This window comes from Actinomadura rubrobrunea NBRC 15275 (assembly GCF_001552235.1).
In the GTDB taxonomy this organism is placed as follows: domain Bacteria; phylum Actinomycetota; class Actinomycetes; order Streptosporangiales; family Streptosporangiaceae; genus Spirillospora; species Spirillospora viridilutea.
Genome location: NZ_BCQU01000022.1, coordinates 1 through 15512 on the forward strand (window position 1 = coordinate 1; position 15512 = coordinate 15512).

At 74.2% G+C, this 15512-nt stretch carries 18 protein-coding genes; 14 read left to right on the forward strand and 4 right to left on the reverse strand.

Features of this window, described 5'->3' with window-relative positions:
• Positions 1–71 precede the first annotated feature (71 nt).
• Entirely contained in the window at positions 72–599 is a 528-nt protein-coding gene (locus AR3_RS09240; RefSeq protein WP_067911560.1) for a CBS domain-containing protein, read from the forward strand.
• 130 nt (positions 600–729) lie between these two features.
• Here AR3_RS09240 and AR3_RS09245 read toward each other — a convergent pair whose 3' ends face one another.
• Positions 730–1440 carry a polysaccharide deacetylase family protein gene (locus AR3_RS09245; protein WP_067911563.1) on the reverse strand — a complete coding sequence of 237 codons (711 nt, stop codon included), beginning with the start codon at positions 1438–1440 and terminating at the stop codon, positions 730–732.
• Positions 1441–1509: 69 nt separating this feature from the next.
• Between AR3_RS09245 and AR3_RS09250 the strand changes: the two genes are divergently transcribed.
• The gene (locus tag AR3_RS09250) at positions 1510–2727 is read left to right on the forward strand and encodes an MGDG synthase family glycosyltransferase (protein WP_083951200.1); all 1218 of its coding nucleotides are present in this window, start codon (positions 1510–1512) and stop codon (positions 2725–2727) included.
• Here the strand turns inward: AR3_RS09250 and AR3_RS09255 are convergent.
• The 3 genes from AR3_RS09255 to AR3_RS09265 all read right to left on the reverse strand — a co-directional run bounded on the left by AR3_RS09255 (position 2658) and on the right by AR3_RS09265 (position 5059).
• Complete coding sequence (locus tag AR3_RS09255; RefSeq protein ID WP_067911566.1) at positions 2658–3521, reverse strand: DMT family transporter; 864 nt, start codon at positions 3519–3521, stop codon at positions 2658–2660. The two genes, AR3_RS09250 and AR3_RS09255, sit on opposite strands and share 70 nt — an antisense overlap.
• Positions 3518–4414, reverse strand: coding sequence for a DMT family transporter (locus tag AR3_RS09260; RefSeq protein ID WP_067911569.1), 897 nt, complete (start codon positions 4412–4414; stop codon positions 3518–3520). Before AR3_RS09260 ends, AR3_RS09255 begins: the two co-directional genes overlap by 4 nt.
• 168 nt (positions 4415–4582) lie before the next feature.
• Positions 4583–5059, reverse strand: a complete 477-nt coding sequence (locus AR3_RS09265) for a hypothetical protein (RefSeq protein ID WP_146150265.1) — start codon at positions 5057–5059, stop codon at positions 4583–4585.
• Positions 5060–5328: 269 nt separating this feature from the next.
• On the opposite strand from AR3_RS09265, the gene AR3_RS31585 reads away from it, so the two are divergent.
• The 12 genes from AR3_RS31585 (at position 5329) to hypE (ending at position 15489) form a co-directional block, all read left to right on the forward strand.
• On the forward strand, positions 5329–6807 hold the full coding sequence (locus tag AR3_RS31585) for a hypothetical protein (RefSeq protein WP_067911575.1): 1479 nt from the start codon (positions 5329–5331) through the stop codon (positions 6805–6807).
• Positions 6804–7397 carry a hydrogenase maturation protease gene (locus AR3_RS31590; RefSeq protein WP_067911578.1) on the forward strand — a complete coding sequence of 198 codons (594 nt, stop codon included), beginning with the start codon at positions 6804–6806 and terminating at the stop codon, positions 7395–7397. Before AR3_RS31585 ends, AR3_RS31590 begins: the two co-directional genes overlap by 4 nt.
• Entirely contained in the window at positions 7390–7746 is a 357-nt protein-coding gene (locus tag AR3_RS09280; protein WP_067911581.1) for a hydrogenase maturation nickel metallochaperone HypA/HybF, read from the forward strand. Before AR3_RS31590 ends, AR3_RS09280 begins: the two co-directional genes overlap by 8 nt.
• Positions 7746–8288, forward strand: a complete 543-nt coding sequence (locus tag AR3_RS09285) for a hemerythrin domain-containing protein (RefSeq protein ID WP_067911583.1) — start codon at positions 7746–7748, stop codon at positions 8286–8288. Before AR3_RS09280 ends, AR3_RS09285 begins: the two co-directional genes overlap by 1 nt.
• The gene (locus AR3_RS09290) at positions 8285–9346 is read left to right on the forward strand and encodes an NADH-quinone oxidoreductase subunit B family protein (protein ID WP_067911586.1); all 1062 of its coding nucleotides are present in this window, start codon (positions 8285–8287) and stop codon (positions 9344–9346) included. Before AR3_RS09285 ends, AR3_RS09290 begins: the two co-directional genes overlap by 4 nt.
• A gap of 91 nt (positions 9347–9437) precedes the next feature.
• Positions 9438–11231 (forward strand): nickel-dependent hydrogenase large subunit, encoded by a 1794-nt coding sequence (locus AR3_RS09295; protein ID WP_067911589.1) that lies wholly within the window; start codon positions 9438–9440, stop codon positions 11229–11231.
• Complete coding sequence (locus AR3_RS09300; RefSeq protein ID WP_067911748.1) at positions 11224–11856, forward strand: NifU family protein; 633 nt, start codon at positions 11224–11226, stop codon at positions 11854–11856. The genes AR3_RS09295 and AR3_RS09300 overlap by 8 nt, the downstream gene beginning before the upstream one ends.
• The gene (locus AR3_RS09305) at positions 11853–12473 is read left to right on the forward strand and encodes a DUF5947 family protein (RefSeq protein ID WP_067911592.1); all 621 of its coding nucleotides are present in this window, start codon (positions 11853–11855) and stop codon (positions 12471–12473) included. The genes AR3_RS09300 and AR3_RS09305 overlap by 4 nt, the downstream gene beginning before the upstream one ends.
• Positions 12474–12501: 28 nt before the next feature.
• Complete coding sequence (locus AR3_RS09310; protein ID WP_067911595.1) at positions 12502–12711, forward strand: hypothetical protein; 210 nt, start codon at positions 12502–12504, stop codon at positions 12709–12711.
• Between the two features lie 226 nt (positions 12712–12937).
• Positions 12938–13210: a HypC/HybG/HupF family hydrogenase formation chaperone gene (locus AR3_RS09315; RefSeq protein WP_067911597.1), complete on the forward strand. Its 273-nt coding sequence runs from the start codon at positions 12938–12940 to the stop codon at positions 13208–13210.
• 60 nt (positions 13211–13270) lie between these two features.
• Positions 13271–14398, forward strand: a complete 1128-nt coding sequence (gene hypD, locus AR3_RS09320) for a hydrogenase formation protein HypD (RefSeq protein ID WP_067911601.1) — start codon at positions 13271–13273, stop codon at positions 14396–14398.
• Positions 14395–15489, forward strand: coding sequence for a hydrogenase expression/formation protein HypE (hypE, locus tag AR3_RS09325; RefSeq protein ID WP_067911604.1), 1095 nt, complete (start codon positions 14395–14397; stop codon positions 15487–15489). Before hypD ends, hypE begins: the two co-directional genes overlap by 4 nt.
• Positions 15490–15512: the final 23 nt, after the last annotated feature.

Consider the following 15512-nt stretch of genomic DNA (forward strand, 5'->3'; position numbering starts at 1 on the left):
GTCCCGGGCGCCGCGGCCGCCGGGGACGGCGGCCCGCCGGTCCGCGCCGCGGCCCGCCTCCAGGAGGGATCATGAACGTCCGCAGGCCGCCCGACGAGCGCACGGCCGCCGAGGTGATGAGCACCGACCTGCTCACCGTCACCGCCGACGAGTCCGTGCTGATGGCATGGGAGCTGATGTGCCGGGCGCGCGTCCACCACCTGCCGGTCCTCGACGGCACCGGGCACTGCCTGGGCGTCCTGGACTCCGCGTCGCTCACCGCCGCCTGGGAGCCGTCCGGTCCGTTGCGCGCCCGCCGGTCCGTCGCCGCGCTGCTGCCGCGCCGCGGCCCCGCGTGCGTGCGGCCGGACGCCACGCTCGCGCGGACCGCGGCCGCCATGCTCGCGGCCGAACGCGACCACGTCATCGTGACGGGCGAGCGCGGCGACCTCATCGGCCTGATCACAGCCCGCGACCTGATCGCGGCCTTGGCCGGCGTCGCCGGACGCGACCGCTCCCGCACGTCGAGCATGCCGTCGATGTTCCGGATCGAACCGGTGCTTCCCGAGCACGCCCCCGACGGGGACGCCGTCCCGGGCAGCGCGGTCTCCCCGGACTGACGCGATCTCCACCTCGCCGGGGCGCCGTCGGGCGGAGGCGGCGGTTTGGGGCGGCGGGTGTCCGGGCAGACGGATGAAGCGCCGACACGTTGGGTGACGAGCCCGTCGCTTTGCGCCCCGGACCGTCGCGTCAGAGGACGCCGTGCTCGCGCAGCGGCCCCACCTGCAGTCCCAGGTCGGCGCAGCGGGCCACGAGGCCGGGCAGGGCGCCGAGCGCCGCCCGCCAGGACCCCGGAGCGGAGGTGCAGTCGGAGTCGTGAAGCAGGACGGTGGCCCCGCCGTGGAGGCCGGGGGCGAGCGCGGCGAGGACCGACGCGGGCGTCGCCGTGGAGACCCAGTCCTTCCCCCACGCGGTCCACAGCACCGGTCGGAGCCCGTGACGGCGGGCCCCTGCCAGCGCCTCGGCGCTCAGCACACCGTAGGGAGGGCGGTACCAGAGCGGTTCGGTCCCGGTGACGGCGGCGACCAGGTCGACGGTGCGGCCGAGCTCCGCCGTCACCCTGCCGGGGCGGGTCAGCAGAGAGTTGCGGTGGTGCCAGCCGTGCACCGCGATCTCGTGCCCCTCGGCGACGATCCGGCGGCCGAGCTCGGGCCGCCGCCGGAGCATGTCGCCGAGCACGAAGAAGGTGGCCCGGCAGCCGAGCCGCCGCAGCTCGTCGAGGAAGAGCGGGGTCGACCGGGGGTCCGGTCCGTCGTCGAAGGTCAGGGCGACGTGCCCGGCGCGGCCGACGCCCGCCAGCGCGGGCAGGCGGCGGCGCACGGCGGGCAGCCAGGACGCGGCGGGCCCGGCGTGCAGCAGGGCCAGGCCGGTGATGGCGAAGGTCAGCGCGGCGCGGGCCATTCACCCCAGTCTGCGGGACGCCGGACCGTGACGCCAGCGCGACACAGGGTGTTGATCGTCAGCGCGAGCATGGGCGCCGGGCACGACGGCGCCGCCGCCGAGCTGGCCCGGCGGCTCGCGGCGGCGGGCGCCGCCGCGGAGGTGGTGGACCTGCTGGAGCTGCTGCCGCTGGGCGTGGGCGGCGCCCTGCGCCGGTGGTACGGCTGGATGATGCGGTCGGCGCCGTGGGTCTACGCGCTGATCTACCGGGTGTTCTTCGCTCCCCCGCCGCCGTCCGGCGCGGGCGGCGGCGCCCCGACCGGACCGGCCGCGGCCCGCGACGGCCGCGACAACCGCGCTTGGGACTCGCCGCTCACCGTTCTGGCCGCCGCGCGCCTGCGGCGGCTGGTGCGGCGCCGCCGCCCCGACGAGGTGGTCACCGTCTTCCACGTGGCCGCGCAGGCCGCCGGACGGCTGCGCGAGCGCGGCCGGCTGGACGTGCCGTGCACCGTGCTGCTGACGGACTTCGCCGTGCATCGGATGTGGCTGCACCCGGGCAACGACCGCTACCTGTGCCCGTCCCGGGCCGCCGCGCGACGCGTGACCGCGCTGACCGGGCGGCCTGCGGCCTGCTGCGCCCCTCTCACCGACCCGGCGTTCGCCCGTCGGGCCGGGCGAGGGCCGGCGGCGGCCGGGAACGGGGCGGGCGCCGCGCGCGCCCTGTCGGGCCTGCGGCCGGAGGACCGGCCGGTGCTGGTGTCGGCCGGCTCGTGGGGCGTCGGCGAGGTGGCCGAAACCGCCCGAGTCCTGGCGCGCTCGGGGCGGTACGTCCCCGTCGTCCTGTGCGGCCGCAACGAGCGGCTGCGCCGCGGCCTTGCCGATCTGCGGCCCGGCCTGGCGCTGGGCTGGCGCGACGATCTGCCCGCGCTGATGGCCGCCGCCTACGCCCTGGTCGACAACGCCGCCGGGCTGACCTGCCGGGAGGCGTTCGCGGCCGGACTGCCGGTGATCTCCTACCGGCCGATCCCCGGCCACGGCCGCGACGGCGCGGTCGCCATGGTGCGCGACGGGTTGAGCGTCCTCGCCGACGGCCCGGCGGACCTGCTGGCCGCCTTGGACCGTCTGGCCGACCCCGAAGAGCGCGCCCGCCTGGTGTCCGCCGGCGCGGCCCTGTTCGCGGAGCCGTCCGCCGAGGCGCTGCTGCTGGGCGGTGCACGGCCCGGGGCGCGGGACGGCCTTCAGTCGCAGTCCCTGCCCTCGGCGTGGTCGCGCAGCGGCCGGGACTGGGTCAGGCGGACGCTGCCGTAGAGGATCATGCCGATCCCCAGCAGCTCCAGGACCACCCACCCGCCCAGGCGGATCGACTCGCCGAACAGGCCGACCCCGTAGGCGATGCTGGCGACCGGGTCGGAGACGTTGAGCGCCGGCTGCACGGCGACCAGGGAGCCGCTGCGCAGGGCGTCCTGCAGCAGCACCAGGCTCGCCAGCCCGGCCGCGACCATGGCGTACAGGGCCCACGAGGTCAGCACGGCGGTCGCCCCGCGGGAGATGGCGCCGGTGGCCTCCTTCATGAGCGCCGCCGTGAAGGAGAACCCCAGCCCGGCGGCGATCCCGACCATGACCGCCCGGCGCGCGCCGCCGACCAGGCGCGCCGCCGTCGTCAGGTACCCCATCAGCCCGACCGTCACCAGGACGGCGATCGCCCATTCGAGGCCGCTGGGCGTCCTGGTGCCGTGCGCCGGGTCGGCCGCGGCGAGCAGCGCGGCCAGCCCGACGGTCAGCGCCGCGACCGCCGTCCAGGAGTCGCGGTCCAGCCGGCTGCCGAGCATCAGCCACAAAAACGCCATGGTGAACGGCAGCTCGGTCACCAGGATCGGCTGGACGAGGGCGAGCTGGCCGACGGTGAGCGCCCCCGCCTGGAACAGGAAGCCCCCGATCATCGCGAGGATGCCGAGGAGCCAGCCGGGGCTGCGCAGCAGGCCCAGCATGATCGACAGGCGGAACGAGTCCCCCGGGGCGACCACGCGGACCGCGCGCCGCTGCAGCACCGAGGACAGGGCGTTGCTGGCCGCGGCGCACAGCGCGAGGACGATCGCGATCATGAGGGGCCGTCCCCGCCGGACGCGACCGGTTCCGGCTTGCCGGGATAGGGCGACCGGCCCAGCACGGTGATCCCGACGACGATCATGATCAGCCCCGCCACCTCGGCGGCCAGCGCGCCCGCGGTGATCTGCAGGCGCTCGGCGAAGACGAAGACGCCGAGGACGATCCCGATGACGGGTTCGGCGGCGGTGATGGCGGGCAGCGAGATGGCGATCGGGGCCGCGTCGAAGGCGCTCTGCGCCAGCAGCAGCGACAGAACGGCGATCACGACCAGGGCGTACGGCTGCCAGTTCCACATCACCGACCCGAGGCCGCCGCCCCGGGCCAGCAGCGTGCCGCGGGTCAGGGCGTCCTGGACACCGAACATCATCCCGGCGGCGGCGGAGAACAGGATCGCCTTGGTCCGCAGCGAGCAGGGCGCGGCGGCCAGCACCAGCACGGCGGCCAGCGCCATCACCGCCCCCGCCGCGAGCCAGCGCGGCGACTCCGGTCCCGCGGGCTGGCCGCCGTGCGGCCGCCCGAAGGTCAGAAAGCTCGCCACCCCGCCGGTGACCAGCACCGCGCCCCACCAGACCGCGCGGCTCAGCCACTCCTTGTAGACCAGGTGCGCGATCACGAAGGCGAAGATCAGGTTGGTGGCGAGCAGCGGTTCGACGCGGCCGAGGTCGGACTCGTCCAGCGCCGCCGCGCTCAGCACCTGGCCGCAGACCATCGCGGCGATCCCGAGCAGCCACACCGGCCTGCGGACCAGGTGGGTCAGCAACCGCACGTGCAGCATCTCGGCCAGCGGCTCGCGGTAGGCGACGTGCTGCTGGGCGACGAATCCCGCGCCGATGAAGCACGCCGCCACCAGCGCCAGCGCGGTGGTCACCGCCCCGTCCCCCGAGATCATGGCGTCCGTCGTACCCGCCTCGCGGCGCTTCTCACCGGCCGCATCGCCCGTGGCCTGCGGCTTTCGCGCCGCAAGTCGCGGGCGTCCGGGAGCGGCCGGCGCTATGCGAGGCGATGCGCTGTTTCAGTGGCTCCGTTCGGCCCTTTCCGAGCCCGCCGGACGCCCCGCCTAGACGCGGCGGGCGCGCTCCGCCGCGGCGGGCGGCCTTTCCGGTTGCGCGAATTCGCCCCGGTCTTTGTTTTCTGCTGACGGTGGAAGCGACGGTTCTGGGGCGAGCCAACCCGCCACCACGATTCCGTAGAGGATGTGATCGGCGGCCACAACGGCGCGCCAAAGGGCGGGGCGTTCGCGGGCATGGCGGACCCCGAGAAGCGGGGCGATCCCCAGTTCGAACGCCAGCCAGATCGACAGCCCGTAGACGGGGCCGGCGGCCCGGTGCAGCCTGACCCGGCGGGGCAGCAGGCCGAACACCGCCCCGCCGGCGGCCCCGTAGATCCAATGCGTGAGCTCGGTGACGGCCTCCCGGCGGCGGCGCGGCATCCGCCGGAACCGTTCGGGGGCGTGTTTCTCGAAGATGGCCTGCGGCGGGCTCTTCTCGCGGCCGCCGACGGCCGCGGTGAGGGTGCGGACGCCGGTCATCGCCATCGCGGCGACCAGTCCGCGGGCCGCTGCGCGGGTCATCGTCGGACGCTTTTCTTCCGTGCGCACTCTGCGACCTCCTGACGGGGATTGCGCTTTGAGGCGATCTGCCCGTCCTTCCGGCCCGCATTCACCGTATTTCGCTAGGTGCGCTCTTCACCTATCGTCCGGCGCCACTTACTGCGCATTGAGAATTGTTGCTATACACGGAAAGTCCCCGCCTGTGGGCGGGTGTTCGCCGGCAGCCGAATTCCAGCGCGACGGAGGACGGTCGGATGGGACGGGTCGATTCCGCCACCGCGGGTTTCGAGGCCGCGCGGGCGGTGGCCGACGCCGTCCTGTACGAGGGGTATCTGCTGTACCCGTACCGCCGTTCGTCCATCAAGAACCGGGTGCGCTGGCAGTTCGGGGTTCTCACGCCGCGGACGTGGACACTGGCGCGCGGGCCGGCCGACGCCGGCGTGGCGGGCTCCGCCGAGACCTGGTGGCAGCAGACCGAGTGCCTGCTGGAGGCGCCGGCGGACGCGGTGGTCGACTGCCGGGTCCGCTTCCTGCAGATGCAGCGCCGATCGGTCGAACGGCGGACGCCCGACGGCGCCTACCGGCCCGTCGACGCCCTGGAGGCGGGGCCGCGGACGGAGCTCAGCTTCGACGAGGCGGTCCCGTGGGAGTTCGACGTCGGGTTCTCCGTCGCGGAGGTGCTCGCCGAGACGCGCGAGGTCACGCTGCGGGCCGACGCGGGCGAGGACGTCGAGCCGCTGGCCGACGAGACCGGCCGCCCGATCGGGCGGGTGGTCCGCGGCCGCGCACCGGTGACGGTCCTGCTGGCCGTCTCGGCGTCCCCCTGCCAGGCGCGCACCCCGGCGTTCCGCCTGCGCGTGCGGGTGGAGAACCTCAACGACACCTTCCAGGTGGAGGCGTCCCGCGACGAGGCGCTGCGGGTGTCGCCGATCGCCACGCACGTCCTGCTCGCCGCCCGCGACGGGGCGTTCGTCTCGCTGCTGGACCCCCCGCCGTGGGCGGTGGACGCGGTCCGCGCGTGCAGCAACCAGCACACGTTCCCGGTGCTGGCGGGCGCGCCGGGCCGGCGCGACGTGGTCCTGTCGTCGCCGATCCTGCTGTACGACCACCCGCGCGTCGCCCCGGAGAGCCCGGGCGACCTGCACGACGCCACCGAGATCGACGAGATGCTCTCGCTGCGCACGCGGACGCTGACCGACACCGAAAAGCGCGAGGCGCGCGCGACCGATCCCCGCGCCGCGCGGATCCTCGACCAGGTCGACGGGATGCCCCCGAAGATCCTGTCGCGCCTGCACGGGACGATCCGGTCGCGCCGACCGGTCCCGCCGCACGACCGCCCCTCCGACGGACACGACCGCCCCTCCGACCGACACGACCGCCCCTCCGACGGCACGGGCGAAGAGCGCCCGTCGACGCCGTGGTGGGACCCGGGCGCGGACTCCTCCGTGTCCCCCGAGACGGACACCGTCATGGTCTCCGGCGTGCCGGTGTCCAAGGGGACCCGGGTGCGGCTGCGGCCGCGCAGCCGCGGCACCGACCCGCAGGACGCGTTCCTCGACGGCCGCACCGCCACGGTCGAGGCGGTGCTGCTGGACGTGGACGGCGCCCGCCACCTGGCCGTGACCGTGGACGACGACCCCGGCGCGGACCTGCACCGCTGGTACGGCCGGTTCCGCTACTTCTTCCCCGACGAGGTCGAACCGCTGGTCGGCGAGGGAGGGGACGCGCCGTGAGCGGGACGCCTCGGCGGGTGCTCGTCGCGGGCATCGGCAACGTCTTCCTGGGCGACGACGGCTTCGGCGTCGAGGTGGTCCGCCGGGTGGACGGCTCGGCGCTGCCCGCGTCCGTGGACGTCGCCGACTACGGCATCCGCGGCGTCCACCTGGCCTACGACCTGCTCGACGGCCGCCACGACACGCTGGTCATGGTCGACGCGGTCCCCGTCGACGGTCCGCCCGGCACCCTCGCCATCCTCGACGTGAGCGACGCCGCCGGCGAGCCGGCGGGGGACACGGCGGGGGACGCGGCGGCCCACGCCGGCGTCCCGGCGGCGCCGGCGGTCGACGGTCACGGCATGGACCCGCTCACGGTGCTGCGGCTGCTGCGCCGCCTCGGCGGCGCGGTGGAGCGCGCGCTGGTGGTCGGCTGCCGTCCCGCGTCCCTCGAGGAGCGCATGGGGCTGTCGGAACCGGTCGCCGCCGCCGTGCCGGAGGCGGTCCGCCTGGTCATGGCCGTGGCGCGCGAGGAGTCGGCGCCGGCGGCCGCGCAGGGCGCGGAGGCGGCGCGCACGGTCACGGCACGGGGGGTGGGCGCCGATGCATGAGCTGGGCATGTGCGAGGCGATCGTGGACGCCGCCGTCCGCGAGGCCCGCGGCCGGCGGGTGCGCGGGCTGCGGGTCCGCGTCGGCGGGCACGCCGTCGACCCGGGCGTCGTCGAACAGGGCTTCCGGATGGCGGCCGCGGGGACGGTCGCGCAGGACGCCGCCCTCGATCTGGTCGTGGAGCCGCTGACGGCGCGCTGCGGCGGCTGCGGCGCCGAATCGCCGGTCACCGACGCCGCCCGCCTCGTCGCCTGCCCGCGGTGCGGCGGGGTCGACGTCGAGGTCGCCGGGCACGACGACGTCGTGGTGGAGTCGATCACCCTGGACGGCGCCGGCCGGGGAGGCTCCTGATGGACGCCGTCGACCTGCTCGTCCACGACCACCGGAGGGTGGAGCAGCTGTTCCGCGACTACCACTGCGCCGCCTCGGACCGGCAGCGCCGGGCGGTGGTGGAGCTCCTGGTGCGGGAGCTGTCCCGGCACACCGCGGTCGAGGAGCTGGTGTTCTACCCGTTCGCCGAGCGGGTGCTGGACGACCGGCAGGGCATCGCCCGGTACCGCGGCGAGCACCTGACCGTCAAGCGCCTGCTGGCCGAGCTGGACCGGCTGCCCGAGGGCGACGAGCGCACCGGCCGGCTGATGGCGGGCCTGCGCACCGCCGTCGCGGAGCACATCCGCGAGGAGGAGGGCGACCTCATGGTCCGGGTGCGCGGCCGGGTCGGCGAGCGGGCCCTGCTCGCGCTGGCCCGCGACATCCGACGTGCCAAGGAGCGGGCGCCGACGCGCCCGCACCCGGCCGCCCCCGATCGGCCGCCCGCGTTGACGCTGGCGGCGCCGGTGGCCGCCGTCTACGACCGTGTTCGCGACCGGATGCAGGGGAGGCCACGCACATGACCCAGGCACAGGAGGCGACCGCTCCCGCCCGCGAGGGGTTCGACGAGATCACCATCTTGTGGATCTCGGAGGGGATGAGCTGCGACGGCGACACCGTCTCGATGACCGCCTCGGCCCAGCCGTCGATCGAGGACCTGGTCAACGGCCGGATCCCCGGGCTGCCGAAGGTGAACCTGCACAACAAGGTGCTGTCGCCCGCCGTCGGCGGCGAGCAGTTCCTGGCCCCGTTCCGCGCGGCCGCGCGCGGCGAGCTGGATCCGTTCATCCTCGTCATCGAGGGCTCCATCCCGAACGAGAACGTCAACGGGGACGGCTTTTGGACGTCGTTCGGCAACGACCCCGACACGGGCGAGCCGATGACGCTCAACCGGTGGATCGACATGCTCGCGCCGCGGGCGTGGGCGGTGGTGGCCGCGGGGACCTGCGCCGCCTACGGGGGCATCCACGCGATGGCGGGCAATCCGACCGGCTGCATGGGGCTGGCCGACTACCTCGGCTGGGACTTCCGGTCGGCCGGGGCGCTGCCGATCGTCAACGTCCCGGGCTGCCCCATCCAGCCGGAGAACTTCATGGAGACGCTGACGTGGGTGCTGTACCACGCGGCGGGGTCCGCGCCCCCTCCCCCGCTGGACTCGATGCTGCGCCCGCAGTGGCTGTTCGGCAAGACGGTGCACGAGGGCTGCGACCGCGGCTCCTACTACGAGCAGGCCGACTTCGCCAGGGACTACAACTCCCCCAAGTGCCAGGTGAAGGTGGGCTGCTGGGGGCCCGTCGTCAACTGCAACGTGCCCAAACGGGGCTGGATGGGCGGCCTCGGCGGCTGCCCGAACGTGGGCGGCATCTGCATCGCCTGCACCATGCCCGGGTTCCCGGACAAGTTCATGCCGTTCATGGACCAGCCGCCGGGCGGCAGCCTCTCCACAATGCTGATCAAGCCCTACGGGGCGTTCATCCGCCGCATGCGCGCCATCACCAACCGCACGGCGAACCGCGAGCCCAAGTGGCACCACAAGCGCGACGCACTGACCAGCGGCTACGACCCGCGCTGGCGCCCCTAGCGGCGCACCCCGGCGCCGTCCGCGCCGCGAGGGGCGGACGGCGCCGGCAGAACGGGACGACCGGCAGAACGGGACGAAAGGAACCGGGCGGATGACGACGACAGAGCGCAGACCCGCACCCGCCGAACCCGGGCAGCTCGTCGAGATGTCCTGGGACCCGATCACGCGCATCATCGGCAACCTGGGCATCTACACGAAGATCGACTTCGCCAACCGGCAGGTCGTGGAGTGCCACAGCACCTCGTCGCTCTTCCGCGGCTACTCGGTGTTCATGAAGGGCAAGGACCCGCGCGACGCCGGGTTCATCACCAGCCGCATCTGCGGCATCTGCGGGGACAACCACACCACCTGCTCGGTGTACGCGCAGAACATGGCCTACGGCATCCAGAACCCGCCGCTGGCCGAGTGGATCATCAATCTCGGCGAGGCCGCCGAGTACATGTTCGACCACACGCTGTTCCAGGACAACATGGTCTTCGTCGACTTCTGCGAGGCCATGGTCAAGGAGACCAACCCCGGCGTGCTGGCCAGGGCCCGCGAGACCGAGGCGCCGCGCGGCGACCTGCACGGGTACCGGACGATCGCCGACATCATGGCGGCGTTCAACCCGTTCGAGGGCGAGTTCTACCAGGAGGCGCTGCAGGTCAGCCGCGTCACCCGGGAGATGTTCTGCCTGATGGAGGGGCGGCACGTGCACCCGTCGACGGTCTATCCCGGCGGCGTGGGCACGATGCCGGAGCCGACGCTGTTCACCGACTACCTGAGCCGTCTCATCCGCGTCGTCGACTTCGTCAAGCGGTCCGTCGCGATGAACGACGACGTCTTCGACTTCTTCTACGAGGCCCTGCCGGGCTACGAGGAGGTCGGGCGCCGCCGGATCCTGCTGGGCTGCTGGGGCGCGTTCCAGGATCCCAACGTCGTCGACTACCGCTACGAGACGATGAACCGGTGGGGCAAGGCGATGTTCGTCACGCCGGGCATCGTGGTGGACGGCCGGCTGGTCACCAACGACCTGGTCGACATCAACCTCGGCATGCGCATCCTGCTCGGCAGCTCCTACTACGACGACTGGGTGAACGAGGAGCCGTTCGTCACGCGCGACCCGCTGGGCAACCCCGTCGACATCCGGCACCCGTGGAACCAGACGACGCTGCCGGTGCCGCAGAAGCGCGACTTCGAGAACAAGTACAGCTGGGTGATGAGCCCGCGCTGGCTGCACCCTGACACCGGGGAGCATCTCGCGCTGGACACCGGCGGCGGTCCCTTCGCCCGGCTGTACGTCACCGCGCTGTCGGGGATGGTGGACACCCCCTACGTGCAGGCGACCGGTTCCAGCGTGCGGATCACGCTGCCGAAGGGCGAGAAGCTGCCGGAGCAGACGCTGGAGTGGCGCATCCCGGAGTGGTCCAACACGATCGAGCGCGACCGGGCGCGGGTGTACTTCGTGGCCTACGCGGCGGCGATGGCGCTGCACTTCGTCGAGCAGGGGCTGCAGCTCGTCCGCGGGGGCGACACCCGGGTGTTCCAGGACTTCGAGGTGCCGGACGAGGCGATCGGCTGCGGCTTCCACGAGGCGGTGCGGGGCGTGCTGTCCCACCACATGGTGATCCGCGACGGCAAGATCGCCAACTACCACCCGTACCCGCCGACGCCGTGGAACGCCAGCCCGCGCGACAGCTTCGGCACGCCCGGCCCGTACGAGGACGCCGTGCAGGGGTCGCCGATCTTCGAGGAGAACGGCCCCGACGAGTTCAAGGGCGTCGACATCATGCGGACGGTGCGCAGCTTCGACCCGTGCCTGCCCTGCGGCGTGCACATGTACCTCGGCAAGGGCCGCGAGCTGCGCAAGCTGCACTCTCCCATGTTCGGTGCCGCCCATGGCTGACCGGCGCGCCGTCGAGCGGGAGCCGCGGCCGGCGGCCGCGGCTCCCGAGGCGGGCGCTCCGCGGCGGCTCGGCGATCGGACGGTCGCCGAGCGGCTGGAGCGCCTGGAGCGGCTGCTCGCCGACCTGGAGCGCACGCCGGGGCCGACCGCCGAGACGGCGCTCGACGCCGTCGCGATGCTCACGGAGGTGTACGGCGAGGCGCTGGCCCGCTGCATGGACCGGGTCGGTCCCGAACCGGCCGCGGCGCTCGCGGGCGACCGGCTCGTCGGCCACCTGCTCGCCCTGCACGGCCTGCATCCCGCGTCCGTGGAGCAGCGGGTGCGGGGAGCGCTGGAGGAGGTGCGCCCCTTCCTGCGCGCGCAGGGCGGCGACGTCGAACTCAGCGGCGTCGAAGGCGGCGTGGCCCGGATCCGTCTGACCGGCGCGGGCCGGTCGTGCGCCGCGTCGACGCGGACGCTGGAGACCGCCGTCCGGGAGGCCGTGCTGGCCGCCGTACCCGAACTGTCCGCCGTCGAGCGGGTCCCTTCGCCTTCGGACGGCGGGCGGGCCGAGGCCCCGGCGGCGTTCGTTCCCGTCGACGCGTTGCTGCGCACCCGTCGCTCCGGAACGGAGGGCACGGCATGACGGCGGGTGCGCTGCAGCGGGCGATCCGGCGGGCGGACGGCCTCGGCCGGGAGCGCGGCGAGCGCTGCGACCTGTGCGGCGCCGACGTCCCCGACGCGCACGCGCATCTGCTGGACGAGCGGCAAGACAGCCTCATGTGCGCGTGCCGGGCGTGCGCGCTGCTGTTCGAACGCGAGGCCGCGGGCCGGGGCCACTACAGGCTGGTGCCCACCCGGCGGGTCCGGCTGAGCGGCGTGCCGACCGCGGAGTTGGGCGTGCCCGTGGGGCTGGCGTTCTTCGTCACGAGGCCGGACGGCGCCGTCCTCGCGCACTATCCGAGCCCGGCGGGCGTCGCCCGGTGGGAGTTGGACGCCGGAATCTGGGAACGCGTCGTCCAGGAGTGCCCGGAGCTGCGGTCCCTGCGCCCCTTGGTCGAGGCCCTGCTGGTCAACACCGTTCGGGGTGCGGACGAGCAGTGGCTGGTCCCCATCGACGACTGCTACCGGCTGGTGGCCGTCGTCCGCGGCGCCTGGAAGGGCCTGTCGGGCGGGCCGCGGGTGTGGCCGGAGATCGACCGGTTCTTCGCCGCGCTGGCCGGGCGCGACGGTCGACGGCGCCCGCATGCGGCGGCGAGCTGAAAGGACGAGCTGAAAGGAGGCGAGGCGGATGGCGGAGATCCGTGTGGGCAGGCGCCACGTGAAGCCCGACGCGCCCTCGCACGTCAGGGGCGTGCGCCAGGGCAACCGGAAGGGCGCGCTGAAGAGGCAGGCGGGGCACTACCTGGACGGCACGGCCGACGCGCGGCGGTCGACCGGTGTGAACCCCAAGAAGCGCGACCCGATCCTGCCGGTCATGCCGAATCTGCCGCCCGGGTGAGGCCGGCCCGGCGACGAGGCGCGACGACGAGGCGCGACGACGAGGTCCGACGACGAGGTGCGACGACGAGGTGCGACGACGACGTGAAGGGAGAGGGGCGATGCGGCGACCGTTGACCTGGGTGGCCGTGCTGGCCGGCGCGGGGGTGATCGCGCTGATCGTGAAGGAGTTCCCCGCGATGCGGCGCTACTACAGGATCGCGCGGATGTGAGCGGGGGGACGGCGGATGTGTCTCGGCATCCCCGGGGAGATCGTCGAGATCCTCCCCGGGCGGACCGATCTGGCCCGGGTCGAGGTGGCGGGCGTCCGCCGCGCGATCAACATCGGGCTCCTGGGCGAGGGCGCCGTGCGCCCCGGCGACTGGGTTCTGGTGCACGTCGGCTTCGCCATGTCGAAGATCGACGAGGCGGAGGCGGCGGCCACGCTGGCCCTGCTCGACGGGCTCGGCCAGGCCTACGCCGACGAGCTGGAGGCGCTGTCCGGTTCCGACATCACCTGAGCCGGCGGCGGCCGCGTCCCGCGGCGCCCGGCGGCTCCCGACGAGAAGGCGGCTGACGACATGCGGTTCGTCGACGAGTACCGCGACGCGGACAAGGCGCGCGCGCTGGCCGCGCGGATCGCCTCACTGTGCGAGCCGGGCCGGCGGTACAAGTTCATGGAGGTGTGCGGCGGCCACACCCACACCATCTACCGGCACGGCCTGGAGGACTACCTGCCGGAGAGCGTCACGCTCGTGCACGGCCCGGGATGCCCGGTGTGCGTGATCCCCATGGGGCGGGTGGACGACGCCATCGCCATCGCCCGGCAGCCCGACGTGATCATGACGTCGTTCGGGGACATGATGCGGGTGCCGGGCGGGCGGGGCTCGTTCCTGGACGCCAAGGCCGCGGGCGCGGACATCCGCATGGTGTACTCGCCGCTGGACGCGCTGGCCCTCGCCCGGCGCAACCCCGACCGCCGCGTGGTGTTCCTGGCGGTGGGGTTCGAGACCACGGCGCCGTCCACGGCGATGACCGTGCTGCGCGCGGCCCGCGAGGGCGTGGCGAACTTCTCGGTCTTCTGCAACCACGTGACGATCATCCCGGCGATCAAGGCGATCCTGGACTCGCCGGACCTGCGGCTGGACGGCTTCATCGGCCCGGGGCACGTGTCCACGGTGATCGGCTGCCGTCCGTACGAGTTCATCGCCCGCGACCACGGCAAGCCGCTGGTGTGCGCGGGCTTCGAGCCGCTGGACGTGCTGCAGGCGGTGGCGATGCTGCTGCGGCAGCTCGCCGAGGGACGGGCCGAGGTGGAGAACCAGTACGCCCGGGTCGTCCCGTGGGAGGGCAATCCCCGCGCGCTGCGCGCGATCGGCGAGGTGATGGAGCTGCGTCCGCACTTCGAGTGGCGCGGCCTGGGCTTCATCTCGCAGTCCGCGCTGCGCATCCGGGACGCCTACGCCGCCCACGACGCCGAGCGGATCTTCGAGGTGCCCGGCGTGCGCGTGGCCGACCCGAAGGCGTGCCAGTGCGGGGAGGTGCTGAAGGGCGTCCTCAAACCCTGGGAGTGCAAGGTGTTCGGCACCGCGTGCACCCCGGAGACCCCGATCGGCACCTGCATGGTCTCGTCGGAGGGCGCGTGCGCCGCGTACTACAACTTCGGGCGGTTCACGCGGCGGCGCGTCGAGGAGGTGACGCCCGCATGACCGAGCCGGGCACGGCGCGCCTGTCGCGGGAGGAGCAGGTCCTCGAGCGCATCGAGCGCGTGCGCCGCCGCCCCCGCGTGCGCGAGTCGCACATCACGCTGGCGCACGGGGCGGGCGGCAAGGCGACGCAGACGCTGGTGGAGGCGCTGTTCGTGGAGCGGTTCCGCAACCCGGCGCTGGAGGCGCTGGGCGACGGCGCCGTGCTGGCGGTCGACGGCGGGCGCATGGCCTTCACCACCGACTCGTTCGTGGTGTCGCCGCTGTTCTTCCCCGGCGGCGACATCGGCGACCTGGCCGTGAACGGGACCGTCAACGACCTGGCCATGTGCGGGGCGCGGCCGCTGTACCTGTCGGCGGGCTTCATCCTGGAAGAGGGGTTCGCCGTCGACGACCTGCGGCGGATCGTCGCGTCGATGGCCGCGGCCGCCGAGCGCGCGGGCGTCGCCGTCGTCACCGGCGACACCAAGGTGGTGGAACGCGGCAAGGCGGACGGCTGCTACGTGACCACCGCCGGGGTGGGCGTGCTGGACCGGGACCTCGAGCTGGGCGCCGCCGCGGTGCGGCCCGGCGACGCCGTCCTGGTGTCCGGGCCGATCGGCGAGCACGGCGTCACGATCATGCTCGCGCGGGGCGAGCTGGAGATCGAGGCGGACCTGGCCTCCGACACGGCGCCGCTGCACGGACCGGTCGCGGCGCTGCTGGACGCGGTGCCGGGCGGGGTCCGGGTGCTGCGCGACGCCACCCGCGGCGGGGTCGCCACGGTCCTCAACGAGCTGGCCCGGGCGGCCGGCGCGGCGGTCGTCGTGCGGGAGTCGGCGGTGCCGGTGCGGCCGGTGGTGCACGGCGCCTGCGAGCTGCTGGGCATCGACCCCCTCTACGTGGCGTGCGAGGGCCGCTTCGTCGCCGTCGTCGACGGCGACCGCGCCGACGCCGCTTTGGAGGCGCTGCGGGCGCATCCCCTGGGAGAGGACGCGGCGATCGTGGGCCGCGTCGAGGCGGAGCCGGCCGGCATGGTGCTGCTGGAGACGCCCATCGGCGGGACCCGGATCATCGACATGCTCGTCGGCGACCCGCTGCCGCGCATCTGCTGACGCCCGCCGGCGCCGGTGCGCCG